At 68.9% G+C, this 16,744-nt stretch carries 18 protein-coding genes; 8 read left to right on the top strand and 10 right to left on the bottom strand.

The genetic code is table 11. The features are described 5' to 3' along the window. The first annotated feature begins 48 nt into the window (after positions 1-48). The 4 genes from B0293_RS04910 (at position 49) to B0293_RS44655 (ending at position 2,684) form a co-directional block, all read left to right on the top strand. Complete coding sequence (locus B0293_RS04910) at positions 49-408, top strand: hypothetical protein (protein ID WP_005162797.1); 360 nt, start codon at positions 49-51, stop codon at positions 406-408. A gap of 327 nt (positions 409-735) precedes the next feature. Beyond that, the gene (locus B0293_RS04905; protein WP_005162795.1) at positions 736-1,389 is read left to right on the top strand and encodes a S1 family peptidase; all 654 of its coding nucleotides are present in this window, start codon (positions 736-738) and stop codon (positions 1,387-1,389) included. A gap of 3 nt (positions 1,390-1,392) precedes the next feature. Then, positions 1,393-2,391, top strand: a complete 999-nt coding sequence (locus tag B0293_RS04900) for a helix-turn-helix transcriptional regulator (RefSeq protein WP_005162791.1) — start codon at positions 1,393-1,395, stop codon at positions 2,389-2,391. A gap of 161 nt (positions 2,392-2,552) precedes the next feature. After that, positions 2,553-2,684 (top strand): hypothetical protein, encoded by a 132-nt coding sequence (locus B0293_RS44655; RefSeq protein WP_005162787.1) that lies wholly within the window; start codon positions 2,553-2,555, stop codon positions 2,682-2,684. Here B0293_RS44655 and B0293_RS43890 read toward each other — a convergent pair. The 3 genes from B0293_RS43890 to B0293_RS04890 form a co-directional block, all read right to left on the bottom strand. Then, positions 2,674-2,904, bottom strand: coding sequence for a hypothetical protein (locus B0293_RS43890; protein WP_209437325.1), 231 nt, complete (start codon positions 2,902-2,904; stop codon positions 2,674-2,676). The genes B0293_RS44655 and B0293_RS43890 overlap by 11 nt on opposite strands. Positions 2,905-2,959: 55 nt before the next feature. Continuing rightward, entirely contained in the window at positions 2,960-3,712 is a 753-nt protein-coding gene (locus B0293_RS04895; protein ID WP_005162783.1) for a trypsin-like serine protease, read from the bottom strand. A gap of 72 nt (positions 3,713-3,784) precedes the next feature. Next, positions 3,785-4,753: a LysR family transcriptional regulator gene (locus tag B0293_RS04890; RefSeq protein WP_005162779.1), complete on the bottom strand. Its 969-nt coding sequence runs from the start codon at positions 4,751-4,753 to the stop codon at positions 3,785-3,787. Positions 4,754-4,863: 110 nt separating this feature from the next. On the opposite strand from B0293_RS04890, the gene B0293_RS04885 reads away from it, so the two are divergent. Continuing rightward, complete coding sequence (locus B0293_RS04885) at positions 4,864-5,826, top strand: M64 family metallopeptidase (protein ID WP_005162776.1); 963 nt, start codon at positions 4,864-4,866, stop codon at positions 5,824-5,826. 9 nt (positions 5,827-5,835) lie between these two features. Here the strand turns inward: B0293_RS04885 and B0293_RS04880 are convergent, their stop codons facing one another. From B0293_RS04880 to B0293_RS04870, 3 genes are read right to left on the bottom strand one after another with little or no spacing between them, the layout of a single operon-like run. Next, positions 5,836-6,300 carry an SRPBCC family protein gene (locus tag B0293_RS04880; protein WP_005162774.1) on the bottom strand — a complete coding sequence of 155 codons (465 nt, stop codon included), beginning with the start codon at positions 6,298-6,300 and terminating at the stop codon, positions 5,836-5,838. Between the two features lie 59 nt (positions 6,301-6,359). Beyond that, positions 6,360-7,250, bottom strand: coding sequence for an AraC family transcriptional regulator (locus tag B0293_RS04875; protein ID WP_005162771.1), 891 nt, complete (start codon positions 7,248-7,250; stop codon positions 6,360-6,362). A gap of 10 nt (positions 7,251-7,260) precedes the next feature. Further along, positions 7,261-8,319: an LLM class flavin-dependent oxidoreductase gene (locus B0293_RS04870; protein ID WP_005162769.1), complete on the bottom strand. Its 1,059-nt coding sequence runs from the start codon at positions 8,317-8,319 to the stop codon at positions 7,261-7,263. 74 nt (positions 8,320-8,393) lie between these two features. Between B0293_RS04870 and B0293_RS04865 the strand changes: the two genes are divergently transcribed. Next, a complete protein-coding gene (locus tag B0293_RS04865) occupies positions 8,394-8,933 on the top strand; it encodes a hypothetical protein (RefSeq protein ID WP_005162766.1) in 540 nt (179 codons plus the stop codon). A gap of 9 nt (positions 8,934-8,942) precedes the next feature. Here the strand turns inward: B0293_RS04865 and B0293_RS04860 are convergent, their stop codons facing one another. After that, a complete protein-coding gene (locus tag B0293_RS04860; protein ID WP_005162763.1) occupies positions 8,943-9,554 on the bottom strand; it encodes a SecDF P1 head subdomain-containing protein in 612 nt (203 codons plus the stop codon). Positions 9,555-9,581: 27 nt separating this feature from the next. Continuing rightward, complete coding sequence (locus B0293_RS04855) at positions 9,582-10,568, bottom strand: YbhB/YbcL family Raf kinase inhibitor-like protein (protein WP_005162761.1); 987 nt, start codon at positions 10,566-10,568, stop codon at positions 9,582-9,584. Positions 10,569-10,644: 76 nt separating this feature from the next. Between B0293_RS04855 and B0293_RS04850 the strand changes: the two genes are divergently transcribed. Together B0293_RS04850 and B0293_RS04845 are read left to right on the top strand one after the other, a co-directional pair. Further along, entirely contained in the window at positions 10,645-11,283 is a 639-nt protein-coding gene (locus B0293_RS04850) for a GntR family transcriptional regulator (protein ID WP_209437327.1), read from the top strand. 588 nt (positions 11,284-11,871) lie between these two features. Further along, the gene (locus tag B0293_RS04845) at positions 11,872-14,553 is read left to right on the top strand and encodes a beta-N-acetylglucosaminidase domain-containing protein (RefSeq protein ID WP_245192019.1); all 2,682 of its coding nucleotides are present in this window, start codon (positions 11,872-11,874) and stop codon (positions 14,551-14,553) included. Here B0293_RS04845 and B0293_RS04840 read toward each other — a convergent pair. Beyond that, on the bottom strand, positions 14,534-15,415 hold the full coding sequence (locus B0293_RS04840; RefSeq protein WP_005162751.1) for a hypothetical protein: 882 nt from the start codon (positions 15,413-15,415) through the stop codon (positions 14,534-14,536). The two genes, B0293_RS04845 and B0293_RS04840, sit on opposite strands and share 20 nt — an antisense overlap. A gap of 12 nt (positions 15,416-15,427) precedes the next feature. Next, positions 15,428-16,723, bottom strand: coding sequence for a choice-of-anchor B family protein (locus B0293_RS04835; RefSeq protein WP_005162749.1), 1,296 nt, complete (start codon positions 16,721-16,723; stop codon positions 15,428-15,430). Positions 16,724-16,744: the final 21 nt, after the last annotated feature.

Genomic DNA, 16,744 nt, shown 5'->3' with positions numbered 1-16,744 from the left:
ACACCCGTACACTCAAATGCAGCCGAGCCGCGCGGAGGTCGATTCCTGATGGACGTGACGAAAACCTTGAAGTCCGCACTCACCGGGACGACGACCGAGTCGAGGTCAGCGGTCCGGCAGTTGCGCCGGGACACCGAGGATCTCGTGGCCCGGCGGGCGGGCCGGACGGCGAACCGGCTGACCGAACTGGGTGAACGCCTCGCCGATCTGGTCGTGGTCTCCGGAAGCAGGCTCGCCGGTCTCGCCGACCGGCACAGCGAACCCGTCGGCGAGGGTGTGCGCCGGGAAGCGGGCCGGATCGGCGATTCGGTGGAGCGGCTGTCCGTCACGCTGTCGGACCGGGCGATCCTCATCGCCGAAGAACTGCTCGACCCCAAGCCTTCGCGGAAGCGCAAGACCCGCGTTTAGTCACCGTGGTCGTGAGTGAAAAGTGTCGTTAGAACGACCCAAAACACTCACGACCAACCCAGCCGACGCGGTACCGGCACCCCTGCCGCCCTTCGGTCCATGACACATAAGTGCCATCGGCACTCTCGTGCCGACACCCCGGGTCCCCTGCCGTCCAGTGCGGGCTTCTCCCGTCTTTAGTCGCTATCGACGTCGTATCCGCCTGCCTAGCATGGGAAAACCGGCGCCGGGTCGGGCCAGGCGACCCCTGGCGATCCCGCCGCGGTCAAAGAACGGCGACCCGTTGTTTTCCCTTTCTTTTCTGTTTTCCCTGCATTGGAAGGCACCATGCGTATTCGAGGTCTCCTCACCACACTGCTGTGCGCGGCCGGGCTCGTCACGGTCGCGCCCGCTGCCGGCGCGGCTCCCATCATCGACGGCGAATACGCCCAGTCCGGCCCGTGGGCCGCGATGATCGAGCAGAACGGCGAGCAGTGGTGTTCCGGTTCGATCATCAGCGCCCGCTGGGTGCTCACCGCCCGGCACTGCGTCGATGAACCCGGTGCCAAGTACTCGGTCCGGGTCGGAGACGTCGACCATCAGGCCGGAACCTACGCCGCGGCGTCCGACATCTACACGCCTTCCAGCGGTGCCGACATCGCGTTGCTGAGGCTCGACCGCTCGGTCAGCACGACGTACGCGTCCCTCGGTACGTCCGTCTCCGCCGGTGACACCGAATACGTTTATGGCTGGGGCTACAACGAAGACGGCGACCTGCAGCGGTACCTGAAAGTCGCCCAGATGAAGGTGGCCAGTGTCGGGAGTGGACTGATCAAGGCCAGCCGGGGCGACGGCCTGACCAACGGCGGTGACTCGGGCGGACCGGTCTTCGTCGGCGGCAAGCAGGTCGGAGTGCACATCGCGGGCAACAAGGTCGACAGCTCGACGCATACCGCCATCTCGGCGAACCGCACCTGGATCCGCGACACGTCGGGCGTCTAGGCCGTGCCATCGGCGACTCCCCGGGACGGGCTCGGCGCGCAACTGCTCAGGCTCGGCCTCGGGGAGTCCGCCGCCAGGATCTACCGGCGGATGCTCGAAAGCGCGCCCGTGACCGCCGGGGAACTGGCCTGGCGGGAGGACGACGCGGAGTCCGTCCACCTGGCACTGAAGGAACTGGCGGACGCGGGGCTGGCGGTGTCGTCCGGAGTGGACGGCACCGAGTTCCTCCCCGCGAACCCCGGCGAGGCGCTCGCCGCGCTGACCACGCGACGGCAGGCCGAACTGCACGACGCGCGGCTCGCGGTCCAGACCGCGTACCGCGCGTTCCGGCGGGCGCACACGGGGATGCCGCACGCGCAGGACCTGCTCGAAGTGGTCACCGGCGACGCGATCCTCCCCCGGCTCCAGCACCTCGCGACCCTGGTGCGCCACCAGGTTCGCCGTCTCGATTCGCCGCCCTACTTCACCAGCACCCGCCGCAATCTCCTAGAGGAGGAGCAGTTGCGGCGCGGGATCACCTACCGCTGTGTCTACAGTGGAGCTTCACTGGGCGAACCCGGCTATCTCACCACGAACATCGTGCCGTGCCTGCGCGCCGGCGAGCAGGCACGGCTGCTACCCGAACTTCCGGTGAAACTGACGCTTTTCGACGACCGGGCGGCCACCATCGCGCTGACCATCCGCCAGGCCGACCGCAACCAGTCCATCGTGATCGTGCGCCCGTGCAGTCTCTTCTCCGCGCTGGAAGGACTGTTCGAAACGTCCTGGGCCGCGGCGCTCCCGCTCGACCAGCAGGGACGGACGGCCGAGCAGCCGATCCGGCCGATCGAACGAGAGTTGCTGATCCTGCTCGCCGCCGGGCGCAAGGACGACGAGATCGCCGCCGAACTCGGCGTCAGCCGACGCACCCTTTTCCGCTATCTCGAAACCTTGATGGACCGCGCGGGCGTCTCCAGCCGGTTCCAGCTGGGTGTTTTCGCCGCGCACAACGGCTGGCTCTGACGCGTTTAGTCCTCTGGATGCGGTCGTCCGCGATACGAACCACCACATCCAGAGGACGAAATGCGGGACGCCCTCACCCGGATGGGGTCACCCTGACAGACCATCCCCGCTGCGCCGAACGCGCGAAGAGCGGAAGGTGATCTTGAAAGGAGGGCGGCATCATGGGGAATCATCGACAGCAGAACGGGACGGCGTCGCTCCGGGTCGCCACCGCCGGCCTGCGGGTTTTCGCGATCGTCGTCGCGGTCGCGGCCTGCGCCTGGCTGGCGCTCTGGCTCGCTTTCACCCTCTGAGCCCGGCCGGTCCCGGCTGGCCTTCCGGTGGACCTTCGGGCTCCGGCAGCGGACGATCCGGTCCCGGATCGGGGACCCTCTCGGGCACCCCGGGGTCCGGCACCGGCTCCGGCCTACCCGGATCCGGCACCGGCTCGGGGATCCCGGGATCGGGGACCCCGGGATCCGGCGGCATGGGGTTCGGCGGCGCCGGAGGCGCGGTCATTCGGACACTCGTCATCGCAGTACCTCCTGCCCACGGCACTACCCGCTCCATGACCGGCCGAAACGAAGCGCTACCCCGTCTGGGTGGCGATCCAGTCCGCGATGACGTCCGCGCGGGACGTCGTCTCGACCCCGGCGTGCGGGCAGTCCGGCCCGGTGGCCTCCAGGGAGACCAAGGCGCCGCTCTTGCCACCCGGGACGAAGTACGGCGCGCCCGAGTCGTACGTGCAGGCACTGGTCGTGATCGACGGTGCGGCGCCGCGGACGCCGAGCGTCGTCGGGGCCACCGTCGCCACCTGCACGGTGCCCTGCTGCATTCGTGTGGCCGGAACGGGATTCGCCGAGGTCAGGCTGCCCCAGCCCGCCAGGGTCAGGTGCAGGCCGATCTGCGGGACGGCCCGGTTCACCGTCAGCGGGGTCACCGTGGTCACCGGGGTGTCCAGTCTGATGAGGGCGACGTCGTTTTCCTTCGCTTGCAGCACTTCGGTCGCCTTGCGGGCCACGCCTGATTCGGTCGCTTCGTCGACCAGCCCCAACGTCACCGTCGTCGGATACGGCACCTTGCCCGAGACCCGCTTGCGGTGCGCGTCGTGGAAGCAGTGCCCGGTGGTGATGACCCAGCCGGGCGCGATCAGCGCTCCCGTGCAGAAGCTGCCGTAGGTCGAACCGTCCGGGCGGGGGATCTTCGTCATCGCGATCTTCGCGACGAACCCGAATTGTCCTGGTGGGACATCGGTGCCGTGGGCGACGTCCGGCGCGGCGAGCGCGGCCGGAGCGGTGGTGATGGTCAGGACAGCAGCGGCCAGCAGGGCGCGCAGACGCAATTTCTTACCCTTCGTCGGTGAGGTTCCGAGGCTAAGACCACCGCCCGACAAGGGGAATTCCCTGACCAGGTGTCACCCGATGGCACGCCGGGCGGGTTCCTCACGGCGCGCCAGCCAACTCCGATAGGTGTGACTGCTCTCGGTGTCGGACCGATAGGCCGCCTCGGCCGCGGCGATCAACACGTCGCTGTCCGGACCGAAGGCTCCTTCGGTGCTCCAGGCGATCAGATACCGCATCCACAACGGATCCCCGGCGAGGGGTCGGATCGCGATTCCGGGGGTGGCGGGAAAGGTGACCTGGCAAGGGGAAATCGCCCGGCCCGCCGCGATCAGGCGTTGCAGTGGCCGTAGTTCCGTACTCCGGTGCGCGACCTGCGGCCGGAATCCGGCCCGCTCACACGCTTCCTCGAAGCACTCCGGCCAGCCCGCGCCGTCGGACGGCCCGAGCACCCACCGTTCCCCGGCGAGATCGGCGAGCTCGACCTCGGCGCGGCGAGCGGCCGGATGGTCCGCGGCGATCGCGACGAACACCGGCTGCGTGGCCAGCGGCCGCGACGCCACCCCCGGTGCCGACGGCAGGACATGACCGGGATAGTCCGCGACGACGGCGGCGTCGAGCTGCCCGCCCGCCACGAGATCCAGCAGCCGCAAGGGCGAGAACTCCGTAGTCACCGAAACCGCTTGCCCACGGCCGGAGTCACCGAGCCGGTCGGCCAGCTCGACGACCATCGAACCACCGATCCCACCCAGCGCGACAGGACGTCCCTCCCCCTCCGCCAGCCAGCGCGCCGCGTCCTGGTGCATCGCGTCCGCCGCGGCGAGGACGGCTCGCGCGCGGACGAGCACGCATTCACCGAACGCGGTGGGGAAGACCCCCTCCCGGCCGCGGACGAACAAGGTACCGCCGAACGCGCGCTCGATCCGTTGCACGGCGGCGGTCAGCGCGGGCTGGGAGCTCCCGATGCCGATCGCCGCGCGCGTGATGCTGCCCGCGTCGGCCACCGCGCACACCACTCGCAGGTGACGTAACTCGACGTCCATCACGCGGACCTTATGGCCGTTTGGGATGTGCCGGAAGCCGTCGAAAGTCGGGATCGTTTTTCGTACTCCTCCCTGCCCCTCCCCTTCTCCCCTCCCCGCAAGGAGTACGCATGCGACGCGCATGTCTCATGGTCGCGCTGACCTCCGTCCTCGTAGCCGGATTCACGCCCGCGACGGCGTCGGCGGCTCCACGGTTCACGACGTCGATGGAGGCCTTCGAACCCGGCGGAACCATCACCCGGGTGGACGTCACCCGGCCCGCTTCGGACCGGACCGCCGCCCCACAGTCGATCGCGAACGCCGCCGCGGTGACCCCGATCGAAACCAACGGCCCCAGCGAGACCACGTTCGACCTGGTCTTCGTCGGTGACGGCTACACCTCCTCGCAGCTGGGCACGTACTCGCAGCACGTCCGCTCCAGCATCGCGGCGCTGTTCGCCATCGAGCCGTACAAGAGCTATCGCAAACAGTTCAACCTCTGGCAGGTCGACGTCGTGTCATCCCAGTCGGGCATCACCAACGACCCGACCCAGGGGGTGAAGCGCAACACCGCGCTGGGCTCGTACTTCTGGTGCGGCGGCATCGAACGGCTGTTGTGCGTCAACGAAACCAAGGCGAACCAGTACGCCGCGGCCGCTCCCGACGTCGATCAGGTCATCATGCTCGCCAACACCACGAAGTACGGCGGGGCGGGCGGCGGTGTCGCGACCTCTTCGGGCGGCAACATCCAGGCCAGCCAGATCGTCGCCCACGAACTCGGGCACTCCATCGGCGGGCTGGCCGACGAGTACGACTACGGCACGTGCGAAACCCGGGAACCCCGGGAGCCCAACGCGTCCGCGCTCACGGCCCAGCAGATGAAGGACCGCCGGGCCAAGTGGTACGCCTGGCTCGGCAAGCCCTCCCCCGACGGCGGCACGGTCGGCGTCTTCGAGGGGTCCCGCTACTGCAAGACCGGGATGTACCGCCCCAGCGTGAACTCGCTCATGCGCACGCTCGGGCAGCCCTTCAACCCGCCGAGCACCGAAGCGATGATCGCGGGCTTCCACCGGGAAGCCGCCGCCCGGCACTGATTTCCCCGGTCATGGCGGCCCGGCCGGGCCGCCGGCGTGCTCGGCGAGCCCGGTCGCCATGGCCTGCATGAAGCGGCGGAGATACCACCGGAAGAACAACGCCTTGCCCCGGCCCACGCGATACGTTCCGTGCCAACGGATCCGGGTCCCGCCGGTGGGTGTCTCGCGCAGATCGACGGCGGCCTGGTAGTCGGTCATCACCGGAACGTCCACGCCCTCGTAGGAGAACCGGCGTTCGGGGTCGAGGGCGGTGATCCGCTCCTTGGTGACCGTCTTGCCGGTACGGAAGGCACGGACCGCGCCGACTCCGTCGCTTCCCTCGGCGGAAAGTCCTTGTGAAGCACCGGCTTCCAAGGAGCCGACACCCGACCAGATCGGCCAGCTGCGGGCGTTCACCAGCAGCGCCCACACCGCGGCGGGCGGCGCCGTCGATTCGGCGGTGACGTCGTACGACTGTTTTCCAGAACTACTCACACGATCACCCTAGAAACGGGCTCACCTGGGTCACCATGTGCGAGATTGCGGCGCCGCGATCAGGGATTGCGGTACTCCGACGGGCGCGCTCCGGTGTGCCGCAGGAAAGCGGCCGACAGGGCGCCGGGGGTGGCGAATCCGCATCTGCTCGCGATCCGGGCGATCGGGAGATCGGTGTCGCGCAAGAGTCTCTGCGCCTCCTCGATCCTGAGCCTGGCGAGGAAACGGTGCGGTGTCTCGCCGGTCTTCTCCTTGAAGACCCGGATGAAGTGATAGACGCTCAGATGCACTTCGCCGGCGATTTCGGCCAGGCCGATCGAGTCGGACAGCCGTTCGCGCATCATCGCCACGGCCGCGCTGACCCGTTTGTCCTCTCGCCCCGCGTCCGGTGGGGACGGTTTCCGCGCGTGCCGGGTGAGCAGATGCGCGGTGAGGAAGGCGGCCGCGGATTCGGCGTAGAGGTCGTCGTCCTCCCGCGCGTTCCCGACCGCCCGGACCAGCTCGACGAGCAGCGGGTCTCCCCCGGCCACGGAGGCCGCCATCGCCTCGTGGTCCACCGCGCGGCCGCCGAGCCGGGCGGCGACCGACGCCACCGTGGTGCCCGGGAGATGCATCTGGAGGCTGCGCATCGACCCGTCCCCGCGGTACCGGCGCGACACCGGCCTGCCGGGAACGGCGAGTTCGAGCCGCCCCGGCGCCCAGCGGTGGCGGTCCCACCGCCCTTCACCGCGGGTCTCCATCACCGCCGTCCCCGACAACGGCAGGACGAGATGCAGATCCGCGACGGCGGGCAGCCGCATGTCCTCGGCGACGGGGACATGGTCGAACCGCTGGACGAGCAGCGATTCCCAGCCGGAATCCTCCCAGCTGCAATAGGTCCGCCGGACGTAGCGGGACATGTCGAACCCTGTGTACGGCTGAAGGTCGAATCGCTCGGAGTCGAACACCACGGCTTCGAGGCTAGTCCTTCAGCAGCTCCTTCACCCGCGGGACGACCTGCTCGCCGTACAGCCGGATCGAGTTCAGGCGCTGCTCGTGCGGAAGCGCGCCGACGCTGTACTTGAGCTGGAAGCGCGACAGGCCGAGGGTCCGCACCGCCCAGGCGATCTTCCGCGCGACGGTCTCGGGAGAACCGACGAACAGCGCGCCGCGCGGCCCGGCCATGACGTCGTAGTCGGCCCGGGACATCGGGCCCCAGCCCCGTTCGGCGCCGATCTTGGCGAAGGCGGCCTGGTGGTGCGGGAAGTGCTGGGCCATCGCGAGTTCGTCGGTCTCGGCGATGTGCCCGGGGCTGTGCATGGAGATCGGCAGCTCCTGGTGTCCGGCTTCCTTCAGGGCTCGCCGGTACAGATCGGCCAACGGGGTGAAGCGCTCCGGGGATCCGCCGATCACCGCCATCACCAGCGGCAGGCCGTACGCGGCCGCGCGGACCACCGACTGCGGGGTGCCGCCGACGCCGACCCAGGCGGGCAGGCTGCCGGATTCGGTGACCGGGAAGGCCTGCGCGCCCTCCAGCGCGGGACGGACCGTGCCGGACCAGTCGACCGGCTTCTCCTTCTGCAGGTGCGTGAACAGGTCGAGCTTCTCGGCGAAGAGCGCCTCGTAGTCGTCCAGCGAGTAGCCGAACAGCGGGAACGACTCGGTGAACGAGCCCCGGCCGAGCGTGACCTCGGCGCGTCCCCGGGAAACGGCGTCCAGCGTGGCGAACCGCTCGTAGACGCGCACCGGGTCGTCCGAGCTGAGCACGGTGACCGCCGTACCGAGCCGGATCCGTTCGGTCTGGCCTGCGACCGCGGCCAGGACGACGTCCGGCGACGACACCGCCATCTCCGCGCGGTGGTGTTCACCGACACCGAAGTAGTCGAGGCCGACCTGGTCGGCGAGCACGCCCTCGGCCACGACCTGGCGGATGGCCTCGGCCTGGCTCACCGGCTGGCCGTCCGGGCCGTTCTCGACGTCGCCGAAGGTGTCCAGGCCGAAGGTCGGCTCGTGCCGGGTGCCCAGGATCTCGTAACCCATGTCCAACTCCCTCAAGTAGTTGAACGCTCAAACGTCGGCCCTGGCGATCGTATTCCGCGGCTACGCTGGAGGCCGTGAACGAGGCGATCCTCAACACGGTTCAGGTGACTAGCGCACTGACCGCGCAGACCACCGTCAGCTTCAGCCACTGCGCGATGACGTTCGAACTCCACCCGGGAGACTCGTTCGAGGTCACGGAAAGAACCCCGCCGGACGGCTACCTCGAGATCGTCTTCGACGCCCATGAAGGACGCCCGATCCTGTGGCTCCATGGCTGGGAGTCCGGAGACACCGAGCTCTCCGTGAACGGTGTCCGAAAAGAACTGCCTCCCTGTATCCGCAATGATCAACCGTCATTCCGTCTGAAGGGCTGGCCGGCAGGAGCCGCCTCGTCCGGTACCACGGCCGGTCTCTACGTCAGCGACGCGCGCACTCAGGCGCGGAACCTGGTCGAGGTCGAAGATTCGGGAACCACGACCTCGTACTCCGCTCCACCCGGGCTGCTGATCTGGTATTCGGGCACGGGCGTCGACGGGAACCCGCCCAGGCTGGTTCTCCACGACGATGTGCTTCGCATCGTCGGGAGCAACAGTCATGTAGTCACCGACACCTAGCCGATCGGCTCAGGCGCCGGCGATGTCGCGCGCCAGCTGCCGCGCCTCGGGCAGGGTGAACTTGCCGGTGATCTGGGTTTCCCCGCCGGTGATCGCGGTCTGGATCGACGGCGCGGTCAGCACCCGGCTCTTCAGCACCATCGCGACCTGCTTGCCGATGTTGCCCGCGGTCCAGTCCGCCCACGTCCGCGAACCGGCGTCGGTGAAGCTGAGGCCCACGATCGAGCCGCCCGTCTGCGGGTCGAGCCGCGCGTTGGCCCGGCTGAGGTCGGCTCCGGTGAGGAAGGCCGGGCCGAGCACGTATTTCGTGCCCAGGACGCGGTCGCAGCCGACCAGCGGGAGCGCCGGATCGTCGCGGCCGTCCAGCGGGTCCGGCCCCGGCGAGCAGTCCAGCGCGGCCGCGGCGGCCTGCTGCTCGACAGGATCCGTGCTCTGCCTGTTCGTCGCCGCGCCTGTCGCCGGGCCGGGTGGGAGTTCGGCCAGGACCGGCCGGAACCTCAGCCGGGATCCGTCTTTGACCGCGAAGCTGTCGCCCTCGGGCTCGGGTTTCCCCGAAACCCCGGACTGACATCCGGTGACAGCGAGCAGGACGAGGGCGACCGCACCACAGAGGATTCGCACGGGATCATTCTGTCGGGCCCGACGTCCTCATGGGTGCGAAACGCTCCGTCGCCGCACTGTCCGTTCGAGAATCCCGAGCGTGGCCTTGAGCGCGGATTCGGGGACCACCGGGAAAGTGACGCGGCCCTTCCACTCCTCGCCGACCTCCGACCAGTCGTAGTAGGACGTGACGAGAGTGCCGCCCTCGGCGGGCTCCAGCCGGTAGCCGTAGACGTGCCGCACAGGCGGCCGGATCCGGCCTTCGACGGTCCAGGCGATCTCCACGTCCGGGTCGAGCCGGGTGATGACGACCTCGACGTCGTACTTGCCCAGCGGCACGTCCCCGAGCGCCTCCCGGTCCATGTGGACCACGAACCGGTCACCGGCCTGCTTGACCGGATCCCCTTCGGCGTCGATGAGCATTCCCGACGCGTCGATGTCCACGTGCCCCTTCGGATCACTGAGGACGGCGAAGACGGCGTCGGCGGAAGCGGGGATGAGCCGGGAGACCTCGATGCGCTCGGGACCCGGGGTTTCCGCGGTGGCGACCAGGACCGCGCGGCCGAGCACGTGCGAGGCCATCGTGAAGCCGAGCAGGGCGGGCGTGGCGTCGGCCGGGACACCGAGCGACTCGACGTCGAGGGCGTGCACCACGACGAAGTAGCGGTGCACGCCGTGCCCGACGGGCGGGGCAGCACCGAGGAAACGGGCCACGCGGGCGTCGTTGGGCAGCTGGAGGGCGCCCTCGGGCAGCCCCGCCCCGGTGTCGTCACCCGCACCTTCGGGCAACTCGGTGACGGTGGCGGGGATGTCGGCGACCGCCCAGTGCCAGAAACCGGAACCGGTCGGGGCGTCGGGGTCGTAGACCGTGACGGCGTAACTCTTGGTACCCAGCGGGGCGCCGCTCCAGCTCAGCTGAGGAGAGACGTCTTTGCCAGCCAGCTGATCGAGCGCCCAGGCGGCACCGTCGACGACAGAACTACTGGTTAGCGTGAAGGAGGGGACCTCGGGCAAGCGAGCGAAGGGGTCGTTCATAAATCGACCATAACACAGATAATCGATTATCTATCGGTTCGTCTATGCTTCGAGGATGTCTTCACCGGACAAGCAGATGCTCTCCGAGCAGGTGTACACCCGCCTGCGGGACGCGATCATGCGCGGCGACCATGCCCCCGGCGCCGCGCTCAAACCGCAGGACCTCGCGAAGGAACAGGGTGTGAGCCTGGCCGTCGTCCGCGAAGCGCTCGTGCGCGTGGTCGGCGACGGCCTCGCCGACAGGCTGCCGAATCGCGGCTTCGCCGTCCCGGCCTTCTCCGATCGCCGCTGGCAGGAGATCACCGAGGCCCGCCGGACCATCGAACCGCTCGTGCTGCGCCTCTCGATCGAACGCGGCGACCTCGACTGGGAGGCCCGCGTCCGCGCCGCGCACCACCGCCTGAGCCGGACGCCGCCGTTCGTGCCCGAGGAGGGCGAGTACATCAGCGGCGCGTGGTCCGAGGCGCACCGCCTTTTCCATCGCACCCTCCTGGACGGCTGCGGGAACCCGGTCCTGCTGGAGACCTTCGACCGGCTGTGGACCGCGAGCGAACTGGCCCGCCGATGGGCGGCGCACCGTGCCCCCGACCGCGACCACCTCGCCGAACACCGCCTACTGGAGGAGACCGCGCTGGCACGTGACGCCGACGCGGCGGCCGAGGCGCTGACCAGGCATCTCACCCTGACCGCGGCCGCGTTGACCGAAGGTTCTTAGCGCGATCAGTGAGCGTCGGCAGGGGTCGTGAGTGGTAAGTGTCGTTAGAGCGGACCAGCATTTGCCTACCCACGCCTGACCTGCGCGAGGGGTAGCGGTTTCGTGACTGCCGGGCTCGACGACCGCATCCGCTGGCAGACGACGTGACGGGGGAAGAATCCGGACGTTCAACGTCCGGAATCCTCCCCCGTCGACCACACCGCCATCCAGCGCAAGCCCGAGACCGAGCGTGGAGGACGCGTTGCGAAAGCCACGTTCGCAACCTTCAACGTTGCGAACGTGGCTTTCGCGACGCCGCCGTCGGCAACCACGCGCCGGCGCCGCTTCGGCGCAGGGGGTCGTGAGTGGTAAGTGTCGTTAGAACGCGACTTACCGCTCACGACCACCTGGACCGAAGCCTCAGCCGCACTGGGCCACCTTGACCGCGGCCGCGTTGGCCGAAAAGGCGTAGCGCCAGCTGTCGGAAAATCACCCGGACCGACCTAGCCCACGTCATCGCTTTGGGTGTTTCCTTGCTCACAGAACGTCGTTGATCGACGATTTGGGGGCGATCCGATGTCCTTCCGATGGGTTCTCCACCTCATTCCGGTGACGCTCCTCGTGACCGCCGTCGCGGTGGCCGTCCCCGCGCCGGCGAGCGCGGCGCCCGCTCCCCCGCCACTCGCGCAGGTCTGGCCGACACCCCAGCAGCTGACGCCGCGACCGGGGCAAGTGACCATTCCGCGCACCGTCGTCGAGGTTGTCGGCGCGGGCACCGACCCGTCCGCGCTCGCCGTCGTGGAGCAGGTCCTCCGATCGGCGGGTGCGAGCACCTTCGTCAAGATCACCGACAACGACCAGGCGGCCGTCGACCGGGAGCGCGCCGACGGCGGGCTCGTCGTCTTCGTCGGCGGTCCCACCGAAAGCAGGGCGACCGCCCTCGCGCTCGACGCGCTCCGCGTCGCGGGTCCCGAAGGCCTGTCTCCCGGCGGATACGTCCTCGCCGCCGACCGCGGCGTGATCGCACTGTCCGGCGTGGACACTTCGGGGACGTTCTACGCCGCGCAATCGTTCCGGCAGCTCTTCGCTTCCGGCAAGAGCCGCGCGTTCAGCCTGCGCGACTGGCCTGCCGCGCCGATGCGCGGGGTGATCGAAGGCTTCTACGGCGCCCCGTGGTCGCATGTCGATCGGCTGGCCCAACTGGACTTCTACGGCCGTACCAAGCAGAACATGTACGTCTACTCCCCGAAGGACGACCCGTATCTCCGCGCCCGCTGGCGCGACCAGTACCCGCCCGACCAGCTCGCGCTGCTCTCGCAACTGGTAGGCCGGGCCACCGCGAACCACGTCGAGTTCACCTACGCCCTTTCCCCCGGCCTCTCGGTCTGCTACTCCTCCGACGCCGACAAGAACGCGCTGATCACGAAGTTCCAGTCGCTGTGGGACATCGGAGTGCGCTCGTTCGCGATCCCGCTCGACGACATCTCCTACACCCGCTGGAACTGCGACGCCGACGCCGCGAAGTTCGGCACCGGCGGGGCGGCCGCGGGCGCGGCGCAGTCGTTCCTGCTCAACCGGGTCCAGCAGGATTTCATCGCCACGCATCCCGGTGCCGAGCGGCTGCAGATGGTCCCGACCGAGTACTACGACCTCGCCGACTCCCCGTACAAGACCGCGCTGCGCACCCAGCTCGACAAGGCGGTGATCGTCGAATGGACCGGCGTCGGCGTCATCGCCGGGCAGATCACCGAAAAGCAGGCCCGGCAGGCGAAGGAGGTCTTCGGGCACGACATCCTGATCTGGGACAACTACCCGGTCAACGACTACATCACCGAGCGCCTGCTGCTCGGCCCGTACATCGGCCGTGAACCCGGGGTCGCGAAGTTCCTGTCCGGCATCACCGCGAACCCGATGGTGCAGGCCGAGGCGTCCAAGATCGCCGAATTCACCTCGGGCGACTTCCTCTGGAATCCCGACAAGTACGACGCTGACAAAGCGTGGCTCGCCGCGATCGCCGATCTCGGCGGTCCCGCCGCTCCCGCGCTGAAGGTGTTCGCGGAGAACAACTATTCGAGTCTGCTCGTCCGCCTCGAAACCGGGAAGCCGGATCTGGACTCGCCGGTGCTGCGCCCGCTGATCGCCGACTTCTGGGCCGCGCTCGAGAAGAAGGACCCCTGGGACGCGGCGGCGAAACTGGACGGCTACCTCACCGCGATGGCCGCCGATCCCGCTGACCTGCGAAGCGGGATGGCGACCAACCCGAAGTTCCTCGCCGAGGTCGGCCCGTGGCTCGACCAGGTCGGACTCTACGGTCAGGCGGGCAGGCACGCGGTGAAGATGCTGCTGGCCCAGGTCGACGGCGACGGCGCGAAGGCGTGGGCCGAACGCGGCGAACTCGTCACCGCTTTCAAGAAAGCGCAGGCGATCCGCGTCCAGACCGCGCGCGGGCCGCGCAACCCGAGCACCTGCACGGACGTCTGCGTGCCATTCCTCGACAGCGCGCTGGCGACGGCCGACCGCTGGTTCGGCCTGCCCGGGATCCGGCCGCGACCGACGACCTCGATGGGCACCTACACCGACAACGTCCCGGCCCGGATGGTCGACGGCGACCCCGAGACCTACTACTGGAGCGACTGGGCACCGCGCGTCGGAGACACCATCGGCGTCGACCTGGGGACCGCGCAACGGGTGTCCCATGTGGACATCGCCATGGGCAAACCGACCAGCCCGAAAGACTTCGTCCACAACGGCGTGCTCGAATACTCCGCCGACGGCGAGCGGTGGACGACGGTGAAGACGGTCACGGAGCCGGTGGTCTCGGCGGATCTGCCGGACGGCGCCGAGGCACGGTTCGTCCGGATACGAGTGACCGGCGCCCAGACTTACTGGGTCGTGGTCCGGGAGATCACCGTGTCCACTCCGGACAGTCCTAAGTACACGGTCACCGGAGCCCCGGCGGGATCGAACCTTCCCGCCGCCGCGGACAACAACGCCGACTCGGTGTACACGGCGGCGTCGGCGCCGCTGACCGGCGACGCGCTCGTAGTCACGGCCGCCGCGCCGAAGCCGCTGGGCAAGGTCGTCGTCCTGGCGAACGAAGCCGGCGCGGGTGCCGACGTCCAGGTCGCGGACGCGGCGGGCGACTGGCACACGATCGGCCGGATGACGGGTGGTTACACGGAACTGCCCGTCCAGGACATCGTGACCGACCGCGTCCGGCTGCTCTGGTCGCCGGGAGGTGCGCCGCCGAAGATCGCCGAGGTGATCCCGGTCAGCCCACCGCGACCGTGATGGCGGCGGTGTGCACCCGGCCTCCGTGCGAGAACTCCAGGAACAAGCGGTACTCGCCGCGTTCCGAGAACAGGGAATGGAAGGTCAGCTCGCCGTTGACCAGTGCCGTACCGACGGGCTGGACCGGATGCAGATGCGTGGCCGACAGCAGCATGGTGTGGAAACCGGTCATATGTCCGTTCGCCCCCAGGTGCGGGTCGACCGCGGTGACGAGCGCGCCGTCGGGAGCGCGGAGCGCGAACCGGAGGACCTGTGCCCGCATCAGCGGAATCGGCGTCGTACCGTCCGCCCGCGCCACCCGGTATCCCGTCGAGGTCACCGCGTCTCCCGTCGGCGCGGGCACCGGTACGAAGGTGGTGTCGCCGGGCACGGTGAAGGGGACCCCGAGCACCACCGGATGCTTCGGATCCTTGGTGTCGAGCGGGACGAACTCGGCGAACATGCGGTAGGCGCCGCCGTCGGCCAGCGCGAGGTTCGTGCGCCAGATGTCCCCGTCCAGGGTCGGATGCACGTGCTGGAACACGTTCATGTCGTCCCGCACGGCGAAGAAATGCAACTGCTTGGTCTGGTTGTCCAGGAACCGGGTGACGGGCCGCCCGTCGGGGCCGAGGATCCGGAACGCGACCGGCACCTCGGGACCTCGCGTGGCGGGTGTGGTGATCCGCTCGAACCGGTAGCCGCGTTCAGCCTCCGACAGTCCGTCGCTGTGCGCGGCGGGCAGCAGATCCGCCGTCACGACGGGCTGCTGATGGGCCGAATGCGCGGAGCCAGGCGTCGGCCGGAGCGCCACGGACACCGCGAACACTCCGATCACCATGGCCAGCGCGAGGAACAACCAATCCGTCAACCGGGGTTTGCGCACGATCGCTCCCGGTCACTTCCCGCCGAGGTTGGGTTTCACCACGACCAGGCCCTGCTCGATCCCGTTGACGATCACGATGCCGCTGGCGAAGTACGGGTAGTTGCTCCACGCCCCGTTGAAGTTCGCCGAGTTGCCCGACGGATAGATGTCGAAGTAGCCGACCTCGGACAGCTTCGCCGACGCGACCCCGCTGACGTCCAGGATGCGCAGACCCGCCTGGTAGTTCGCCTGGTACGAGTACTGGCCCTTGATGTACTGGTTGTGGTCGATGGCGGTGGCGGGCGAACTGTAGACGCCGGTGTGCACGGGAGCGGACAGCTTGGCCAGGTCCCACACGTAGGTCTTGGTGCGCTTGTCGGTGCCGCGTGACTCGTCCAGTTCGTCGTCGAGCAGGAAGTAGCGCTGGTCACCGGTCAGCCAGCCCTGGTGCGAGTACTGCGCGCCGGAGTAGCCCTTGCGCGAAATCTGTACTGGCCTGGCCTTGTCGGTGACGTCGACGATGGTCAGTGTGTCTTCGTTGGCGTTGAAGCAGATTTCCTTGCCGCGGTAGGCCGCGTCCGGTCCGCGGTAGACGACGCACTGCGTGTCGTGGGTGTAGCCGTCCTGCGAGACACAGCCCGCCTTGACCGGCGACTTGGGGGTCCGGATGTCGACGATGTGCGGTCCGCCGCTGCACGTGTTGGAGCCGATCGCGTAGGCGAACCCGGTCTCCTCGTTGATCGCGATGTTGTGCGCGGGACCGAACTCCTTGTACAGCGCGTCGGCCGTGAAGGTCTGCGGCGTGGTGACGCCGCGCAGCCTGGTCAGGTCGAACACCTGCATGCCGTGCCCGGTGATGAAGTCGGCCACGATGAACGCGTGGTCCTTGTACACCTTCATGTCCCGCCACGAGCTGCTGCCGCCGTTGGACGGCAGGTTGCCGAGGAACTTCGGCGAGGTCGGCACGCTCAGGTCGACGAACGCGGTGCCGTTGGTCCGCCCGACGATGGCGTATTCCTTGCCGGACGAAGGATCCGTCCAGCCCCAGATGTCGTTGCCGTTCCCACCTCCGAGGCCGGACAGGGGCAGCACGCTGAGGAGGTCCACGTTCTGGCACGGGTATTTGTCGGCCTTGCCGTTGACACACGGCACCCCCGCCGCGGTGCCGGTGACGGCGTGCCGCTCGGCCGGGACGTGGTCGGCGAGGAAGGTCCTGGCCGCCGCCTGCCCCTCCGCCGTCTCGGGGTCGTGCGCGGAAGCCGCGGACATCGACAACACCAACGCGGAGGCCGTCAGCACGGCCAGCCCCATCATGCGCACGAGTTTCATCGGACGTGCTCCTCACCGGGT

The sequence above is a fragment of the Amycolatopsis azurea DSM 43854 genome (genome assembly GCF_001995215.1).
GTDB classification, from domain to species: Bacteria; Actinomycetota; Actinomycetes; order Mycobacteriales; family Pseudonocardiaceae; genus Amycolatopsis; species Amycolatopsis azurea.
This window is presented reverse-complemented; position numbering and strand designations above follow the sequence as displayed.